Source organism: Bradyrhizobium sp. LTSPM299, assembly GCF_000938235.1.
Classification (GTDB): Bacteria; Pseudomonadota; Alphaproteobacteria; order Rhizobiales; family Xanthobacteraceae; genus Bradyrhizobium.
The window spans coordinates 14,763-33,304 of the sequence record NZ_JYMU01000008.1 but is presented as its reverse complement, the minus strand read 5'-3'; the positions used below and the strand labels follow the sequence as shown (position 1 = coordinate 33,304).

Here is an 18,542-nt window from a genome sequence, read left to right as displayed (position 1 = left end):
TCATGGATTCTGAGATCATGGACGTTCTCGCCGATCGCGTGCTCGAACTCGGGCCGAAGCCTGCGGCCGACGGTCCCTACAAAAATTTCAAACTGACGCGCGACGCGGACGGCATCGCCTGGCTGCTGTTCGACCGGGCCGGCGCCAGCGCCAACACCATCTCCGGTGACGTCATCGAAGAGCTCGACGCCGTCGTGACCGCGCTGGAAAGCCAGCGCCCGACCGGCCTCGTGGTGCGTTCGGCGAAAACGAGCGGCTTCATCGCCGGCGCCGACGTCAACGAATTCCGCGGCGCCAGCGATGCGCGTGTGGTCGAGACCCAGATCGGCCGCGCGCACGCGGTGATCGATCGGCTCGAGGCTCTTCGCGTGCCGTCTGTCGCGGTGATCCACGGCTTTTGCCTCGGCGGCGGCCTTGAAGTGGCGCTCGCCTGCCAGATGCGGATCGCGATCGATGATGCGCGATTTGGCTTTCCCGAGGTGATGCTCGGCCTGCATCCCGGTCTCGGCGGCACCGTGCGCTTCACCGAGCTGGTCAACCCGATGCAGGCGATGACGCTGATGCTGACCGGCAAAACAATCGACGCCCGCCGCGCCAAATCGCTCGGCCTGGTCGATGCCGTCACGCAGGAGCGCCATGTCCGCAGCGCCGTCAAGGACGCGGTGTTCGGCCGCCTGAAGCGCGCCAAGCCCGGCTTGCTCAATTCGATCCTCAATCTCGCGCCGGTGCGGGGTTTCCTCGCGACCCGGATGCGCAGCGAGGCCGCCAAGGCGGCGCCGCGCGTGCATTATCCGGCGCCGTATGCGCTGATTGATCTCTGGGAGAAGCATGCCGGCAACCGCTCGGCGATGCTCAATGCCGAGAAGACGTCGTTCGCCAATCTGATGGTGACGCCGACTGCGCAGAATCTGATCCGCGTGTTCTTCCTGCGCGAGCAAATGAAGAAGCTCGCAGGGTCCGGCAACAAGATCGCGCACGTCCATGTCATCGGCGCCGGCGCGATGGGCGGCGATATCGCGGCCTGGTGCGCCAACCAGGACATGCGGGTCACGCTCGCGGACATGAAGGCCGAGCCGATCGCAGGCGCGATCAAGCGCGCCGTCGACCTGTTCGGCAAGATCATGCGCAAACGCATCGACCAGCGCGACGCGCTCGACCGGCTGATCCCGGACATGGACGGCGAGGGCGTCCGCAACGCCGATTTGATCATCGAGGCGGTGCCGGAAAAACTCGCGCTGAAGCAGAAGGTCTATGCCGGCCTCGAGCCGAAGATGAAGCCGGGCGCGATCCTCGCCACCAACACCTCGAGCATCCCGCTGCAGGATCTGCGCACCACGCTGCAAAGGCCCGAGCGGCTGCTCGGCCTGCACTTCTTCAATCCGGTGTCGCGGCTGCAACTTGTTGAAGTCGTCAGCCATGACGGCACCGATGCCGGCCTGCTCAAGGAAGCACTCGCCTTTGTTGGCGCCATCGACCGCCTGCCGCTGCCGGTGAAGAGCTCGCCTGGCTTCCTCGTCAACCGAGCGCTGACGCCCTACATGCTGGAGGCGATGGTGATGCTGGACGAGAAGATCGACCAGCGCCTGATCGACGCCGCGGCGGAGCAATTCGGCATGCCGATGGGGCCGATCGAACTGGCCGACCAGGTCGGGCTCGACATCTGCCTGGACGTCGGCGACATGCTGCGCTCGAAGTTCGGTGACACCTTGCCGCCCACACCCGCCTGGTTGCGCGAAAAAGTCGCGAAGGGCGAACTCGGCCGCAAGTCCGGCAGGGGGTTCTACACCTGGAAGGACGGCAAGGCAGAGAAAGCGCCGCTGCCCGAGACTGGTCCCAGGGTGACGGACGAGATGATCGACCGCCTGGTACTGCCGATGTCGAATGTCTGCGTCGCGGCCTTGCGCGAGGGCATTGTCGACAACGCCGACGTGGTCGACGGCGCGATGATCTTCGGCACCGGCTACGCACCGTTCCGCGGCGGCCCGCTGAATTACGCGCGCACCCGCGGCGTCGACAACGTCGTCGCGACCTTGCGGGCGCTGACGGAAAAATTCGGCGGCAGGTTCACGCCCGATGCCGGCTGGGAGACTTTCAGATAACCGATAGAGGGCGCCATGCAGCCGACGCCGTTCTTCAAGCAAGCGACGCCCCGCGAAATCCGGGTGATGCGGCTTTGCGTCGCTGCCAACATGCTCGTCATCGCCTGCTGCGCCGTCTATCTCGTTCGCCATTTTGTCGCCGCGGACATGGGCTGGAGGTCGCTGCTGGCGGCGCTGCTGGCCGGTTACTTCGTGGCCGACTTTTCGTCCGGCGTGGTGCATTGGGTGATCGACACCTGGCTCGACGAGCGTGCACTCGGCCGCGGCATCGCGATTACGCGCGAGCACCATACCCATCCCGAACATGTCGACGGCTATGGCTTTCTCGAATATGCCTCGCTCGGCTCCGCCCCGAGCGCGCTGTTTTTCGGGCCGGTTTTTGCCGTCACCGCCTGCTTCCCGGTCTCGGCGACGACTTACGCGCTGGTGATGATGTGGTTCGTGAGCTCGCTCTGCCTGCTGTTCGGCATGACCTTCCACAATCTGGCGCATCGGCCGGCGCGTTCGGCGATCATGCGGCTGGCGCAGCGGCTGCACCTGGTCTGCCCGGTCGCGCATCATTGGGGGCACCACCACGACACGACGGTGCATTATTGCGTGGTGAACGGCTGGGCGAACTATCCCTGCGACGGGCTCAATGTCTGGCGCAGCCTGGAACGCGCGATCACGGCCGTAACCGGACGCGTCCCGCGCGCGGACGAGGCCGAGTGGCTGCGTCGTCTTACCGATGCCGGCGCGCGCCGTTCTACGCCTCAGCTCATGGTGGCGGTTGCGGATGACTGACCGCGACGATATGGAGGTCTTGCCTTGATCCAACCCGGAGCCGTAGCATGAACGACAAGTCGATCCATGCGCCCCTGAACACCGAGACCGAGCCGTGCGGCGATCTGTGCATCCGCACGCTGGCGATGCCGGCCGACACCAACGCCAATGGCGACATCTTCGGCGGCTGGCTGCTCAGCCAGATGGACGTCGGCGGCGGCGTGTTTGCCTCCAAGATGGCGAAGTCGCGCACCGTGACAGTTGCGATCGAGGCGATGAATTTCCGCAAAGCGGTCTATGTCGGGGATCTCGTCTCGGTCCACGCCACTCTGGTGCGGCTCGGCCGCACCTCGATCACGGTGCATCTCGAAGCCTGGGTGCTGCGCCGCCGCGCGCAGCAGTCGATCCTGGTGACCGACGGTAATTTCACCTACGTCTCGATCGACGAGCAGGGCCAACCCCAGCAAATCCAGCGCGATGGCGCGACGATCGCGACCTGACATCGCGACCTGAACCGCGGCGCTTCGCCGCTTGCGGGACAGTCGAGGAACAAACCGGCAGCGATGCCGTTGTCGGCCCGGAAATGAACCCGAGGCCGACAATGTCCGACTGTTACGTCATCGAAGTGAGTTCGCAGACCGCGGGTATCGTGGTGCGCGGTGCAGGCGGTTACCAGTTCTTTGCGGCATCGCACCGTTTCAACCGCCTTGAAGGCCAGATATTCCGCACTGCCCGTGAGGCCGAACGTGCCGCGCGCCGCCTCGCCAACGGCGAAACCCTTCAGTTGGCGTCCTAGTCGAGCCGATTCTCTCAAGACGGCGCGTTATTTGCGCGCGTCGAAAGAGCCTGTATTGATGCGTCCGGGCCCACGGGAAGATTGCTCGGATGCTGCAGGGACAAGGCAAGGCGTTGCTGTTCGATATTGACGGCACGTTGGCGGATACCGATCCGCTTCATTTGGCGGCGTTCAATCAGGTGCTCGGCCCTCACGGACATGCGTTCGACCACGCGCGCTTCGGCAAGGAGCTGCAGGGGTTCTCCAACGCGTCGATTGGCGATCGTTTCCTGGCCCACGAGCCGCCGGAGCGCCGCGCGGTCATCCTGGTCGAGAAGGAGCGAGTCTTTCGCGAGCTCGTATCCGGTCAAATCAAACCGGTGCCCGGATTAACGGCGTTGCTTGATCGTGCAGACCGCGCCGGCGTTCCCATCGTCGCGGTAACCAACGCGCCGCGTCCGAACGCCGAATTGCTGCTGACAGGACTCGGCATCGCGCATCGTTTCAAGGCCGTCGTGATCGGTGACGAACTTGCGCACGGCAAGCCGCATCCGTTGCCCTATCTGGAGGGATTGCGCCTGGCGGGCGCGTCGGCGCATGCCGCGCTGGCGTTCGAGGATTCGCGCTCCGGGATTCAGTCCGCCACATCCGCGGGAATCGCAACGATCGGGATGCGCACGGGGCTCGGCCATGCCGACCTGATCGCGGCCGGCGCGATTGCGAGCGCCAGAGCCTTCGATGATCCCGAATTGATTGTATTGGTCGAGCAGGTCATGGCGTGGTGACGCCGCGCCACGGCGTTGCTGCGACGCAGTCTTCAACTTTGGCGAAGCTTGCGCGTTGACCTCCGCGCCGAACGGCCGCACCATGGGCTCATCGCCGCTTCAGGGGTGCCGCCGTGGCCGGACTGTCCCATCGCCAGACTGAAATCCTCAACATCGCACGCGCGTTCGGCCGGGTCATGGTGGAGGACCTTGCCAAACGATTCGAGGTGTCGGCGCAGACCATCCGCAAGGACCTCAACGATCTCTGCGATCAGCGCGCGCTGACCCGTATCCATGGCGGCGCCATCATCGCCTCCGGCGTGGAAAACCTCGCCTACGAGGCACGCCGCTTCGTCGCCGCCGATGAGAAGAAGGCGATCGGCGCCGCCGCGGCCGCGCGGATCCCGAACGGCTGCTCGCTGTTCATCAACATCGGCACCACGACGGAAGAAGTCGCGAGCGCGCTGACCTCGCATGAGGATTTGCTTGTCATCACCAACAACCTCAACGTCGCGATGCTGCTCTATCGCCATCCGCGCATCGAGGTGGTGGTCGCCGGCGGCACCGTGCGCCGTGCCGACGGCGCCGTGGTCGGCTCGACTGCGACGCAGCTGATCGGCCAGTTCAAGGTCGATTACGCCATCATCGGCGCATCCGCGATCGACGAGGAGGGAGCGCTACTCGACTTCGACTATCGCGAGGTGCAGGTCGCGCAAGCCATCATCGCCAATGCGCGCAACGTGATGCTGGTGTCTGATTCAACAAAGCTCCGCCGCAGCGCGCCGGTGCGCATCGCCCATATCAGCCAGATCCAAACCTTCATCACCGATTCACTGCTGCCCGCGGGCCTCGCCAACATTTGCCATTCGCGCGGTATCGAGGTCGTCGTGGCGATGGACAAGCCGCAAGTCGATATCGACGACAACGGCCCCGAAGCCGCGCCGGTCGCGCTGCGCAGCGTGTGATCTAGCTTTCTCCGTGTGTTTGTTCGCCGGTCGAAAAGAGCCGAGTGCGAAAATCTCCCCCGTCATCCTGAGATGCTCGCCTCTTCGGCGAGCCTCGAAGGATGAACGGCCACCAGCCGGGCCGCGCATCCTTCGAGGCTCGCAAGGGCCCGCACCTCAGGATGACGGATCGGGCAGGTTGCCTAGCCAACGAGCTACTGAATCCCAAAAGATTCCCACCGAAAGTTCCCATTTTCGATTTGCTTTCGTTTTCTGTTGTGATTTACTCACATTCGAAAGTAAAACCGCAGAAGCGAAGGCGGTTGCCGGGGGAAGCGTTCTTTGGATCGAATTTACGACCTCGCCATCATTGGAGGCGGCGTTAACGGCTGCGGCATCGCGCGCGATGCGGCGGGCCGGGGCAACACCGTTTTTCTTTGTGAAATGAATGATTTGGCCAGCGGGACGTCGTCCTGGTCGACCAAGCTCGTGCACGGCGGTTTGCGTTACCTCGAGTATTACGAATTCCGCTTGGTGCGCGAGGCGCTGATCGAGCGCGAGATCCTCTGGCAGATCGCACCCCACATCATCCGCCCCCTGCGTTTCGTCTTGCCGCACCATGCAGGCCTGCGTCCGGCCTGGCTGCTGCGGCTCGGCCTGTTCCTCTACGACCACATCGGCGGCCGCCATTTGCTGCCGGCGACGCGATCGGTCGATCTCACGACTGACGTGGTCGGCAAGCCGCTGATCGCGGGCCGCTACACCAAGGGTTTTGAATATTCCGACTGCTTCGTCGACGACGCGCGGCTGGTTGCGCTGACGGCGCGCGATGCGGCCGATCGTGGCGCCGAGATCCGCACGCGCAGCCGCGCGGTCGAGATCCGGCAGGTCGACGGCATCTGGCACGTCGCGGTCGAGGACCGCGCAAGCGGCACGCGCGACACGATCAAGGCGCGTGCGCTGGTCAATGCCGGCGGTCCGTGGGTTGAGCAGGTGCTGGCATCAGGCGCCGGCGTCAATGCGCGGGCCAAGGTGCGGCTGGTGCAGGGCTCGCACATCGTGGTGAAGAAGCTCTACGACCACGACCGCGCCTACATCTTCCAGAATGCGGACGGTCGCATCATCTTCGTCATTCCCTATCAGGATGACTTCACGCTGATCGGCACCACCGATCGGGACTATGACGGCGACCCGGCCAAGGTGAAGGCGACGGTGGAAGAAATCCAGTATCTCTGCGCCTCAGCCAGCGAATACCTCGCCAAGCCGGTCAAACCCGAGGACGTGGTCTGGAATTATTCCGGCGTGCGGCCGCTCTATGACGATGGCGCCAGCGAAGCCAAGGCCGCGACCCGCGACTATGTGTTCGAGCTCGACACTCCGGGCGGTGCGCCCTTGCTCTCGATCTACGGCGGCAAGATTACGACCTATCGCCGGCTGTCCGAAGAGGCGCTGGAGCGCCTGTCGCCCTATCTTCGCAGCGCGAAAGCAAAAGAGGGCTGGACCGGCAAGTCGCCGTTGCCCGGCGGCGACATGGATGTCTCCGCGGTCGCGGCGCTGACCGCCGAACTGATCCGCAACCATCCGTTCCTCGCGCAGCCGCATGCCAACCGTCTCGCGCATGCCTACGGCACGCGCGCTGCCAAATTGCTGGGCAATGCGAAATCCGCCGATGATCTCGGCCGTTCGTTCGGCGCCACCTTGACGGAGAGTGAAGTCAGGTACCTGATGGCGAACGAATGGGCCCAGACTGCGGAGGATGTTGTCTGGCGGCGATCCAAACTTGGCCTGCGGATGTCGGCGGACGAAGTCGCCGCGCTCGACGAGTGGATGGCCGCTAACCGCGTATCCGGTGAACGTCCCCTTCGCGAAGCCGGAGGACGGACATGAGCGTCACACTGCAAAACGTCACGCGGACCGTGGATGGCATTCCGACCATCCGCGATGTTTCGCTGACGCTGGAACGGGGCACGCTCAGCGTGCTGCTCGGGCCGACGCTGTCGGGCAAGACATCGATCATGCGGCTGCTCGCCGGCCTCGACAAGCCGACCACGGGGCGCGTGCTGGTCGACGGCAAGGACGTTACTGGCTTCGACGTGCGCCAGCGCTCGGTCGCGATGGTGTATCAGCAGTTCATCAACTACCCCTCGCTGACGGTGTACGAGAATATCGCTTCGCCGCTGCGGGTGCAGGGCAAGTCTCGCGCGGAGATCGAGAAGCGGGTCGCGGAAGCCGCGGGCCTGCTGCGGCTCGAGCCCTATCTGAAGCGCACGCCGCTACAACTCTCCGGCGGCCAGCAACAGCGCACCGCGATCGCGCGCGCGCTGGTCAAGGGCGCCGACCTCGTGCTGCTCGACGAGCCACTCGCCAATCTCGATTACAAGCTCCGCGAGGAGCTGCGTACCGAACTGCCGCGCATCTTCGAGGCCTCGGGTGCGATCTTCGTCTATGCCACGACCGAACCATCGGAAGCGCTGCTGCTCGGCGGCAACACCGTGTGCATGTGGGAAGGCCAGACGCTGCAGATCGGTGAGACGCCGAAGGTCTATCGCCATCCCGATACGATGCGCGTCGCCCAGGTGTTTTCCGATCCGCCGCTCAACATCATCGGCATCGAGAAGAAGAGCGGCGAGGTGATCTACACCGGCGGCGAAAAGGCGCCGGCAACCGGCCTCTACGCCAATGTGCCCGACGGCACCTACCGCGTCGGCTTCCGCGCCCATCAGCTCGAGGTCGGCGACACTGCGGCCGGCCGCCACAAGTTTTCCGCCACCGTGACGGTGACCGAGATCACCGGCTCGGAAAGCTTCGTGCATGTCCATGTCCACGGCTCGGACTGGGTCTCGGTGCTGCATGGCGTGCATGAATATGAACCCGGGCAGGTGCTCAGCGTCGCGCTCGATCCCGACAACATCTTTGTGTTCGACGCGGCCGACCGCTTGGTCGCCTCGTCTGCCACAGCGTTTTCAAGCGAAGTGCATAGCGGTTCGCGTGAAGAAAACGCGTCAACAAACAAAAGCAATTGAGGGAGATGCAAGATGGCCCGCATTGACCTCGTCGACCTCGCACATTCCTACGGCGGCAACGACGCGCCGCCGGAATCCTTCGCGCTGAAGCCGGTGACCATGACCTGGCGGCAGGGCGGCGCCTATGCACTGCTCGGACCGTCGGGTTGCGGCAAGACCACGCTGCTCAACCTGATTTCGGGGATCGTGACGCCGTCGCGCGGAAAAATCCTGTTCGACGGCCAGGACATCACGCCGCTGTCAACGCAGAAGCGCAATATCGCGCAGGTGTTCCAGTTCCCGGTGATCTACGACACCATGACGGTGGGCGAGAACCTTGCCTTCCCGCTGAAGAACCGCGGCGTGCAAAGGGCCGAGATCGATGCGCGCGTCAAGCAGATCGCCGACCTGCTCGACCTCACGCCCTACCTCAATCGCAAGGCGACGCGGCTGACCGCGGACGCCAAGCAGAAGATATCGCTTGGCCGCGGCCTGGTGCGCTCCGACGTCGCCGCCGTGCTGTTCGACGAGCCGCTGACGGTGATCGATCCCGAGCTGAAGTGGCAATTGCGCTCCAAGCTGAAGGCGCTGCATCGCGAGCTCGACCTCACGATGATCTACGTCACCCACGACCAGACCGAGGCGCTGACCTTCGCCGACACCGTCGTCGTAATGCATGACGGCGGTGTGGTGCAGAGCGGCACGCCGGCCGAGCTGTTCGACAAGCCGGCGCACACCTTCGTCGGCTACTTCATCGGCTCGCCCGGCATGAACATCGTATCGGCGGACGTGAGCGGCCACGAGGCGCGGGTCGACGGCCATGTCATCAGTCTGCACCGCAACTATGGCGTTCTGCCGGCCGGCAAGAAGATCGAGATCGGCGTGCGGCCCGAATTCGTCGATGTCGCAGCTCCCGCCTCGGGCCTGCTGTCGGCCAAGATCGAACGGATCGACGATCTCGGCCGTATCAGGTTCGCCCGTGTCAGGGTCGGTAACGCCAAGTTCTCCGCGCGCGTTCCGTCGGGGTTCTCGATCTCCGGCGACACCGCCGGCCTGATCTTCGACCCCGCGCATATCCACGTCTATGCCGACAGCCGTTTGGTCGAGGGGGTCGCCTGATGGACAAAACCATCAACCAAAAAGCCTGGTTCCTGGTGCTGCCGGTGTTCCTGGTGGTCGCGTTCTCTGCGATCCTGCCGCTGATGACCGTCGTGAACTATTCGATGCAGGACACGTTCGGCAACAACCAGTTCTTCTGGAACGGCGTCGGCTGGTTCAAGGAACTGCTCCATCCGTCGACCGACCTCGGCGGCCGCTTCCTGGCCTCGCTCGGCCGTAACCTGTTCTTCTCGGGGGTGATCCTCGCGATCGAGGTGCCGCTCGGCATCGTGGTCGCGCTGTCGATGCCGCGCGAGGGCTGGAGCGTCGCAGCCTGCCTCGTCATCCTCGCATTGCCGCTGTTGATTCCGTGGAACGTGGTCGGCACCATCTGGCAGATCTTCGGCCGGCCCGATATCGGCCTGCTCGGCTACGTGCTGAACAACATCGGGATCAACTACAACTACGTGTCCAATGAAATCGACGCCTGGGTCACGGTGATCGTGATGGACGTCTGGCATTGGACCAGCCTGGTCGCGCTGCTCTGCTACGCCGGCCTGAAGTCGATCCCCGACGCCTACTACCAGGCGGCGCAGATCGACGGCGCCTCGCGTTGGGCGGTGTTCCGCGCCATCCAGCTCCCGAAGATGCACCGTGTGCTCTTGATCGCCGTGCTGCTGCGCTTCATGGATAGCTTCATGATCTACACCGAACCGTTCGTCGTCACCGGCGGCGGCCCGGGCAACTCGACCACCTTCATCTCGATCGAGCTGGTCAAGATCGCACTCGGCCAGTTCGACCTCGGCAAGGCCGCGGCGCTGTCGCTGGTCTACAACCTCATCATCCTGATCGTGTGCTGGGTGTTCTACACCGTGATGACCAATGCCGGCACCGACCGCCCGGCCAAGGAAGGAGTGGCCTGATGCACTCGATTCCCGGCCGTCGCGTCATTATGGCGCTGTTCCTGATCTTCCTGCTGTTGCCGATCTACTGGCTCGTCAACATGAGCTTCAAGACCAATACCGAGATCGTCACGACGATGACGCTGTGGCCGCACGCGCCGACGCTGCAGCACTACAAGCGCATCTTCACCGACGAGAGCTGGTACTCCGGCTACATCAATTCGCTGGAATACGTCGTCCTCAACACCATCATCTCGATCGCGGTGGCGCTGCCGGCGGCCTATGCGTTCTCGCGCTACCGCTTCCTCGGCGATAAGCATTTGTTCTTCTGGTTGCTGTCGAACCGCATGGCGCCGGCGGCGGTCTATGCGCTGCCGTTCTTCAACCTCTATTCGGCGATCGGCCTGTTCGACACGCCCTGGGCGGTGGCGCTGGCGCACTGCATCTTCAACGTGCCGCTCGCGGTCTGGATCCTCGAAGGCTTCGTCTCCGGCGTGCCGCGCGAAATCGACGAGACCGCGTTCCTCGACGGCTATTCGTTCCCGCGCTTCTTCATCAAAATCCTGGTGCCGCTGATCGCAAGCGGCATCGGCGTCGCCGCGTTCTTCTGCTTCATGTTCTCCTGGGTCGAATTGCTGCTGGCGCGTACGCTGACCTCGGTCAACGCCAAGCCGATCGCCGCCGTCATGACCCGTACGGTGTCGGCGGCCGGAATGGATTGGGGGCTATTGGCGGCTGCCGGCGTGCTCACCATCATCCCGGGCGCGCTGGTGATCTGGTTCGTCCGCAACTACATCGCGCGCGGCTTCGCGCTCGGCCGGGTCTGAGGGGGCTTTCATGGACAGCATCACATGGATGGCCTGGACGCCGCCGACCGCGATCTTCTTCGTGCTGCTGGCCTGCACGCTCGGGGTGATGACCTGGCTCGGGATCGCCTATCCCGAGGCGGAGCGCGTCGGTGTGCTGCGCATCCCGACCACGCGCGGCGATCGTTTATTTATTTCGCTGGTGCTGTCAGCCGTGATCCATCTGGCGTGGATCGGCCTGGTCGGCACCGACCCGATCGCGACGCTGCCGATCGGAGAGGGCATTGAAATTACGAGCCTGTGGCTCGCAACCGTGATTTCGCTTCTTTCGGCCGTGGTGATCTTTCGCACCGTCTGAAGAACGCGAAAAAGAGCAGATCCGGGGTCTACCCGGGCCTGGATACTTAGTTTGTCGCTGCAACCGGAGGAATCAACATGCGACACTTGAGAAGCACAAAGGATGGTCTGCTGACCATGACCAGCGCGGTGGCGCTGATCGCGGCATCGGTGGCTATCGCCGCGCCGGCCCGCGCGGACGAGGCCGCCGCCAAGAAATGGATCGACAGTGGCGAATTCCAGCCGTCGACCCTTTCGAAGGAAGACCAGCTGAAGGAGCTGGAGTGGTTCATTAAGGCCGCTGCACCCTTCAAGGGCATGGAAATCAACGCCGTGTCGGAAACGCTGACCGTGCACGAATACGAATCGCGCACGCTCGCCAAGGCGTTCGAGGAGATCACCGGCATCAAGGTGAAGCACGACGTCATCCAGGAAGGCGACGTCGTCGAGAAGATCCAGACCCAGATGCAGTCGGGCAAGAACGTCTATGACGCCTGGATCAACGACTCCGACTTCATCGGCACGCACTTCCGCTACGGCCAGGCTGTCGACCTGACGGAGTGGATGAAGGGCGAGGCCAAGGATGTGACCAATCCGGGGCTCGACGTCGATGACTTCATCGGCAAGTCGTTCACGACGGCGCCGAATGGCCACCTCTACCAGCTGCCCGACCAGCAGTTCGCGAACCTCTATTGGTTCCGCTACGACTGGTTCACGAACCCGGACTACAAGGCCAAGTTCAAGGCCAAGTATGGCTACGATCTCGGCGTTCCCGTGAACTGGTCGGCCTATGAAGATATCGCCGAGTTCTTCACCAACGACGTCAAGGAGATCAACGGCGTCAAGGTCTATGGCCACATGGACTACGGCAAGAAGGATCCCTCGCTCGGTTGGCGTTTCACCGACGCCTGGCTGTCGATGGCCGGCAACGGCGACAAGGGCATCCCGAACGGCTTGCCGGTCGACGAATGGGGCATCCGCATGGAAGGCTGCCGTCCGGTCGGCTCGTCGGTCGAGCGTGGCGGTGACGCCAACGGCCCGGCGGCGGTCTACTCGATCGTCAAATATCTCGACTGGATGAAGAAGTATGCTCCGCCGCAGGCACAGGGCATGACCTTCTCCGAGTCAGGCCCGGTGCCCTCGCAGGGCAACATCGCCCAGCAGATCTTCTGGTACACCGCCTTCACCGCCGACATGGTGAAGCCCGGCCTGCCCGTGATGAACGCGGACGGTACGCCGAAGTGGCGTATGGCTCCGTCGCCGCACGGCTCGTACTGGAAGGACGGCATGAAGCTCGGCTATCAGGACGTGGGCTCGCTCACGCTGCTGAAGTCGACCCCGATCGACCGCCGCAAGGCGGCCTGGCTCTATGAGCAGTTCATCGTCTCCAAGACGGTGTCACTGAAGAAGAGCCATGTCGGTCTCACCTTCATCCGTGAATCCGACATCTGGGACAAGTCGTTCACCGAGCGTGCGCCGAAGCTCGGCGGCCTGATCGAGTTCTACCGCTCGCCCGCGCGCGTGCAGTGGACCCCGACCGGCAACAACGTGCCTGACTATCCGAAGCTCGCGCAGCTCTGGTGGCAGAACATCGGCGATGCGTCGTCCGGTGCGAAGACGCCGCAAGCTGCGATGGATGCGCTCGCCGCCGCCCAGGACTCGGTGATGGAGCGTCTCGAGAAGTCGGGCGTGCAGGGTGCCTGCGGTCCGAAGCTCAACAAGAAGGAAACCGCGGAGTACTGGTTCGCCAAGTCGGCCAAGGACGGCAACATTGCGCCGCAGCGCAAGCTTGCCAACGAGAAGCCGAAGGGTGAGACCATCGACTACGACACGCTGATCAAGTCGTGGCCGGCCTCGCCGCCGAAGCGCGCCGAAGCCAAGTAAGCCGCAACACCGTCAGGTGGTCGGGCAAAAGCGCGAAGCGCGTCTTCACGCAGATGTCCGGCCATCCACGAGGCCGGGAGCAATCCCGGCCTTTTTTTCGTCATTGCGAGCGGAGCGAAGCGATCCATACCTTCGCTTGCGGCCCTGTGGATTGCTTCGCTCCGCTCGCAATGACGGCTATCATCGACGTCATATCGGCCGAATCCTGGCCCAGGAGTTCGCCATGCGCATGATTTTCCGTTGCGATCCAAAACTCGCCGATCATCTGCCGAGGCCGTTTCCGGCGCGCAGCGCGCTGCCCGACTGGCTGCGCGCGATGCCGGCGAAGGCGCATTCCGACATCCACGGCCGCGAGATCCGCACCGTCAAGCAATGTCCGCCCTTTGTCGACGCGATGGCCTATGGCGTGATGATCCCGTTGCCCTGCGACGTCAGGGTCGAGCGCGGCGCCTTCGCCTGGGACTGGGAAATCCCGGAGCCTGTAACGGGGCGTCATCCGCGTGCGCCGCTGAGCTTCCACCCCGTCGCGCAATTCGCCGGCGCACCGTTCGCCAACGGCCAGGCGGCGCTCAAATTCAACAGCTTCTGGACCATCGAGCTCGAACCGGGCTGGTCGCTGTTTGCGACCCATCCGGTCAATCGCGACGACCTGCCGTTCCGCCTGATCTCGGGGCTGGTCGATGCCGATCGCTTTCATGACGGCGGCATCAACTTCCCGGCGGTCTGGACCCAGCCCGATTTCTCAGGCGTGCTGCCGAGGGGAACGCCGGTCGCGCAATGCTTCGCCGTGCCGCGCGAGGCGCCAGATCTGGTGTTCGAGTCGTTCGACGAGGCGCACAGGGAAGCCTATGCGAAGGTCGTCGGCGAGGTGCTGGCGGCGCCTAATGTCTATCGCAAGCAGTTTCGCGCCAAGCGCGGGCGGCTAGCCACCTAACGCTTTGCGCAGCGCTGCCTCGTCGAGCCACAGCCGGCCGTGCGAGCCCGAGGTCAGCGCCATCGCGATCGAGCCGAACATCTCCGGGCGCAGGCCGTAGGCGCGGGCATAAGCCTGCATCGCAGCGTCGGGGTCGCCGTTTTCCTGGAGCACGATCCCGAGATTGAGCGCCGCCTCGGCGTAATCAGGATTGATGTCGAGCGCCTTGCGGTAGGCGGTAGCAGCCGCGGTGAAATCGCGCAGATCCTGCCTGGTAACGCCGAGATCGAACCAGACCGAGGCCGGCGCGTCACCAGCGGTGGCGCGATCGAGCAGGCGTGCGGCCTTGGCCGGGTCACCGTCATCCCAGGCCATTCGGCCGAGCCGCGCCATGGCTTCCTGATGCTGCGGGATGACCTTGAGGATCGCCTCCCAGGCCTCGCGCGCCTGCGCTTTCCGGCCGGCGAGCTCGAGCGTGCGCGCTTGCTCGATGAACACCTCGCGGTGCGGCTCGAGCGCGGCCGCGCGGTCGAGATGCATCATCGCCGCATCGAAGTCCTTTGCAGCGCGTGCGATACGCCCGGCCAGCAGCCGGGCCGCGGCATTGTCGGGGCGTTTTGCCAGGCTGGCTTCGATATGCCCACGCGCCGGCGCGATCGCGCCCTCGGCATACAGCGCCGCGGCGAGGAAATGGTTCAGCACGGGTTCTCCAGGCCGCCGGCGCAGGCCTTGTTCGCAGAGCTGCTTCGCCTCGTCGCGCCGGCCGGCATTGAATGCAGCGGCCGCGCGGCGAACGATCTCCTCGGCGTTGTCCCTGCTCATCCCTGCGCGACCGTATTCAGCCCTGATCGATAAGGTCTAGGCCATGAGGCGCCGGAGTCCAAGATCAGCGTTCACCGCGCGGCGGTGTGGCTGGCGGCCGCGCGCATCTCGATAAACGCCCGGTGTTGCGCCAGCGTCAGTTCCTGGCTGACATGCGACAGCTCAGTCGCCGCGGCGTCGGCGGCCTGGCCGGCCGGCTCGGCAACGCGCGCGAACATCTCGGCCTCGTAGGCGCGCACCGCGTCGCGCCAATCCTGCGGCCCCGTGAGATGCCCTGCCAGCTCTGCTGCATCGAGCATCGCGGCGTTGACGCCTTCGCCGCCGTAAGGCGACATCAGGTGCGCGGCGTCGCCGAGCAGGGTGATGCCGGCGCGGTTGGTCCAGTGATGCCCGACCGGCAGCGCATGGATGGGGCGAATGGCGAACTGATCGCTGCTGGCGCGGAATAGCTCCAGCAGGGCGTCGGCCCAGCCGGCGAATTCATCAACCAGCGCGTCGCGTACCGCCGCCGGCGAGGTGATGTCGAAGCGGCGCTCGGCCCATTCGACCGGCACGCGGAAGATCGCATAGCCGCGCAGATGGGCGTTGCCGTTGCGCTGGACGATCAGGCTTCGCCCGCCGCCTTCGACACCCATCTTGCCGCGGCCGACGAGCCGCGACAGCGCAGGATGGCGCGTATCGACCTCATCGATGCCGAACTCGATGAAGGTGAGTCCGCTGTATTGCGGCTGGTAGCGCGACACGAGCGACCGCACCCGCGACCACGCGCCGTCGGCGCCGACAACGAGATCGAACGGTCCCTGGCGCGCTTCATCGAACACGAGATCATAGAGGCCGTCGTCCCGCGGCACGACCTCGCGCAAGCCGTGGCCCCAATTGACGGTGCCGGATGGCAAGGATTGCAGCAGCAAGGCGCGCAGCGCCGTGCGGTCGACCTCCGGTCGGTCGCCGGTCGTGTCGTCATCCGCAAGCAGCAATCGGCCATCGCCGTCATAGAGCCGGCTGCCTTGATCGTCGTAACGCGCGATGCGCAGGAAGCCTTCGGTGAGGCCGGCGCGCGCGAGCGCCAGTTGGCCACTCTCGGCATGCAGGTCGAGCGTCCCGCCCTGCGGCCGCTCGGTCGCGCATGTCTCTCGCTCGAATACCCTGGCGTTGATTCCGGCGACATGCAGCAGCCGGGCGAGTGTCAGGCCGCCGGGACCGGCGCCGACGATGGCAATGCGAAGAGGGCTTGAATTCATGGACATCACGCTTTCACTAGGATACATAGGTACCTATATAAGATGGATAGGGACCTATGTAAATGGCGGATGCAACCGATTGGGACCTGTTTGATCGTCCGGCGCCGCTGGTCAACATGGCCTCGCGCAGCCTCCTGAGGCTCGGCGAACGGCGGGTGAAGCCGCTCGGCTTCAGCGTCGGGCAGTTGCCGGTGCTCTATCTGCTGCGCGACGGCAAGGCGATGTCGCAACGTGATCTGGCCCGCGCTGTCAGGGTCGAGCAACCATCGATGGCGCAGATTCTGGCGCGGATGGAGCGCGACGGCCTGATCCGGCGCACGCCGATGCCGGGCGACGGCCGCAGCCAATTGGTGTCGCTGACCAAGGCTGCGATCGCGAAGCTGCCGGCCGCGCGCAAGGCGCTCCACCGCAACCAGGACCAGGCGCTCGCGGGATTCAGCGCGGCCGAGACCGCAACCCTGCTGGATCTGCTGCGGCGATTGAATCGAAACCTGGACCGCATTGTCACCGCGGAGATGGAGAGCGACCAGGCCGTCGACGCATAAAAACATCCGCAGCACCGGTCCGCGAAAGGGCGATCAGCCCGCGACCAGTCGCCTCACGACGACCCCCCGGCTTGACTCCACCAGGCAGCAAACTCATAGTTAGCATAATGCAATTGAAGTAATCGTATATCGATTACTTTGAGATAGCGCTGGTAAGGCTGTGTTGGCTTCCTTTGAGAGGCGGGTGGATGGCACTGATCGAGGCGTTCAAGCAGTTGCTGGGCGACACGGCGGTACTGACGCAGGATGAAGATCTCGCGGGACTCACCGAAGATTGGCGCGGGCGATTTCGGGCGCCTGCGCTCTGCGCCGTGTTGCCGTCCAACACCCAGCAGGTTGCGGCGATCGTTCGCCTTTGCATCGAACACCGCGTTCCGGTGCTGCCGCAAGGTGGCAATACCAGCCTGTGTGGTGGGGCCACGCCGTGCGAAGAGGGCAAGCGGCCAGTCATCGTCGCCCTGACCCGCATGCGCCGGATCAGGTCGATCGATCCGGTCAACAATACGATGGAGGTCGATGCCGGCTGCGTGCTGGCCACGATCCATGAGGCCGCCGCGGCGACAGGCCGCCTCTATCCGGTCAGCCTCGGTGCCGAGGGCTCCTGCCAGATCGGCGGCAACATCGCCACCAACGCCGGCGGCACCGGCGTGCTGCGCTACGGCAATACGCGCGACAATGTGCTCGGCCTCGAGGTGGTGCTACCAGACGGCTCGATCTGGGACGGCCTCTATGCCCTGCGCAAGAACAATACGGGCTACGATCTCAAGCATCTTTTCATCGGCTCCGAGGGCACGCTCGGCATCGTCACCGGTGCCGTGCTGAAGCTGCATCCGTTGCCGACCGCGGAGGCGGTCGCGTGGCTTGCGGTCGACGATCCGCAACGGGCGCTCGAGGTGCTCGGCCTGTTCCAGGCGTCCTGTAGTTCGCGGCTCTCCGCCTTCGAGTTGATGAATGACAATCAGATCCGGCTGGTGCTTGAGCAAATGCCCGGACGGCGTTGCCCGGTGGCGCGGATCGATGGCTGGCACGTTCTGGTCGAACTATCTGATACCGGAAGCACGCAAGAGATCGCTGCCACGATGCAGGCGGTGCTGGAGCGCGCGCTCGAGCAAGGCTTGATCAGCGATGCCGTCGTCGCCTCGAGCGGAGCGCAACGTCAGGCGATGTGGCTGGTCCGGCACAGCGTCTCGGAAGCCAACAAGAAGGCCGGCGTCGGCCTGACCTCGGACACCGCCGTTCCCGTGTCGGCGGTGCCTGCCTTCATCGCACAGGCTACCGCTTCGGTGCGCGCGATCGTGGCGGACGTGCCGGTCGTGGTGGTCGGTCACATGGGCGACGGCAACATCCATTTCATTCCGTTCTTCAGTTTCGACGAATGGAACGCCATGCCGGATCGCGACGGCCTCGCGGACCAAATCCGCCGGGCGATCGATGACGCCGCCGGCGCGCTGCGCGGCACCTTCAGCGCCGAGCACGGCATCGGACGTACGCTGATCGGCGAAATGTCGCGCTACAAGGCGCCCGTCGAACTCGCTTTGATGCGGGCGGTGAAGCAGGCCTTCGATCCGCTCAGTCTGTTCAATCCCGGCCGCGTGCTGCCGCCGGCCGCTTCGCCATCAGATGTAATTGCCAAGACAAAGGGAGACTGA

The 18,542-nt window shown here is 64.5% G+C and carries 18 protein-coding genes; 16 read left to right on the top strand and 2 right to left on the bottom strand.

Going from position 1 to position 18,542, the window contains the following annotated elements; translation table 11 throughout:
- Positions 1-2 precede the first annotated feature (2 nt).
- The 14 genes from UP10_RS06450 to UP10_RS06385 all read left to right on the top strand — a co-directional run bounded on the left by UP10_RS06450 (position 3) and on the right by UP10_RS06385 (position 14,306).
- Positions 3-2,099, top strand: coding sequence for a 3-hydroxyacyl-CoA dehydrogenase NAD-binding domain-containing protein (locus tag UP10_RS06450; protein WP_044586542.1), 2,097 nt, complete (start codon positions 3-5; stop codon positions 2,097-2,099).
- A gap of 15 nt (positions 2,100-2,114) precedes the next feature.
- Complete coding sequence (locus tag UP10_RS06445) at positions 2,115-2,882, top strand: fatty acid desaturase CarF family protein (protein ID WP_044586541.1); 768 nt, start codon at positions 2,115-2,117, stop codon at positions 2,880-2,882.
- A 47-nt stretch (positions 2,883-2,929) separates the two neighbouring features.
- Positions 2,930-3,361 (top strand): acyl-CoA thioesterase, encoded by a 432-nt coding sequence (locus tag UP10_RS06440; protein ID WP_044586540.1) that lies wholly within the window; start codon positions 2,930-2,932, stop codon positions 3,359-3,361.
- Between the two features lie 101 nt (positions 3,362-3,462).
- Positions 3,463-3,657 carry a hypothetical protein gene (locus UP10_RS06435; protein WP_044586539.1) on the top strand — a complete coding sequence of 65 codons (195 nt, stop codon included), beginning with the start codon at positions 3,463-3,465 and terminating at the stop codon, positions 3,655-3,657.
- A gap of 89 nt (positions 3,658-3,746) precedes the next feature.
- Positions 3,747-4,421, top strand: a complete 675-nt coding sequence (locus UP10_RS06430; RefSeq protein WP_044586538.1) for an HAD family hydrolase — start codon at positions 3,747-3,749, stop codon at positions 4,419-4,421.
- A gap of 113 nt (positions 4,422-4,534) precedes the next feature.
- Entirely contained in the window at positions 4,535-5,365 is an 831-nt protein-coding gene (locus UP10_RS06425) for a DeoR/GlpR family DNA-binding transcription regulator (protein WP_044586537.1), read from the top strand.
- 321 nt (positions 5,366-5,686) lie between these two features.
- Entirely contained in the window at positions 5,687-7,231 is a 1,545-nt protein-coding gene (gene glpD / locus UP10_RS06420; protein ID WP_044540528.1) for a glycerol-3-phosphate dehydrogenase, read from the top strand.
- Complete coding sequence (locus UP10_RS06415; protein ID WP_044586536.1) at positions 7,228-8,367, top strand: ABC transporter ATP-binding protein; 1,140 nt, start codon at positions 7,228-7,230, stop codon at positions 8,365-8,367. Before glpD ends, UP10_RS06415 begins: the two co-directional genes overlap by 4 nt.
- A 12-nt stretch (positions 8,368-8,379) precedes the next feature.
- Entirely contained in the window at positions 8,380-9,465 is a 1,086-nt protein-coding gene (locus UP10_RS06410) for an ABC transporter ATP-binding protein (RefSeq protein WP_044586535.1), read from the top strand.
- On the top strand, positions 9,465-10,367 hold the full coding sequence (locus tag UP10_RS06405; protein ID WP_044586534.1) for a carbohydrate ABC transporter permease: 903 nt from the start codon (positions 9,465-9,467) through the stop codon (positions 10,365-10,367). Before UP10_RS06410 ends, UP10_RS06405 begins: the two co-directional genes overlap by 1 nt.
- Positions 10,367-11,173: a carbohydrate ABC transporter permease gene (locus UP10_RS06400; protein ID WP_044540524.1), complete on the top strand. Its 807-nt coding sequence runs from the start codon at positions 10,367-10,369 to the stop codon at positions 11,171-11,173. Before UP10_RS06405 ends, UP10_RS06400 begins: the two co-directional genes overlap by 1 nt.
- Positions 11,174-11,183: 10 nt before the next feature.
- Positions 11,184-11,510 (top strand): DUF2160 domain-containing protein, encoded by a 327-nt coding sequence (locus UP10_RS06395; RefSeq protein WP_044540523.1) that lies wholly within the window; start codon positions 11,184-11,186, stop codon positions 11,508-11,510.
- Positions 11,511-11,626: 116 nt separating this feature from the next.
- The gene (locus UP10_RS06390) at positions 11,627-13,372 is read left to right on the top strand and encodes an ABC transporter substrate-binding protein (protein WP_082077007.1); all 1,746 of its coding nucleotides are present in this window, start codon (positions 11,627-11,629) and stop codon (positions 13,370-13,372) included.
- Positions 13,373-13,595: 223 nt separating this feature from the next.
- Positions 13,596-14,306 (top strand): hypothetical protein, encoded by a 711-nt coding sequence (locus UP10_RS06385; RefSeq protein ID WP_044586664.1) that lies wholly within the window; start codon positions 13,596-13,598, stop codon positions 14,304-14,306.
- On the opposite strand, the gene UP10_RS06380 is transcribed toward UP10_RS06385, so the two are convergent.
- Both UP10_RS06380 and UP10_RS06375 read right to left on the bottom strand, forming a co-directional pair.
- Positions 14,295-15,107 carry a tetratricopeptide repeat protein gene (locus UP10_RS06380; protein WP_044586532.1) on the bottom strand — a complete coding sequence of 271 codons (813 nt, stop codon included), beginning with the start codon at positions 15,105-15,107 and terminating at the stop codon, positions 14,295-14,297. The two genes, UP10_RS06385 and UP10_RS06380, sit on opposite strands and share 12 nt — an antisense overlap.
- Before the next feature lie 71 nt (positions 15,108-15,178).
- Entirely contained in the window at positions 15,179-16,348 is a 1,170-nt protein-coding gene (locus UP10_RS06375; protein ID WP_044586663.1) for an FAD-dependent oxidoreductase, read from the bottom strand.
- Between the two features lie 62 nt (positions 16,349-16,410).
- Between UP10_RS06375 and UP10_RS06370 the strand changes: the two genes are divergently transcribed.
- Complete coding sequence (locus tag UP10_RS06370) at positions 16,411-16,893, top strand: MarR family winged helix-turn-helix transcriptional regulator (protein WP_044586531.1); 483 nt, start codon at positions 16,411-16,413, stop codon at positions 16,891-16,893.
- A 188-nt stretch (positions 16,894-17,081) separates the two neighbouring features.
- Complete coding sequence (locus UP10_RS06365) at positions 17,082-18,542, top strand: FAD-binding oxidoreductase (RefSeq protein WP_044586530.1); 1,461 nt, start codon at positions 17,082-17,084, stop codon at positions 18,540-18,542.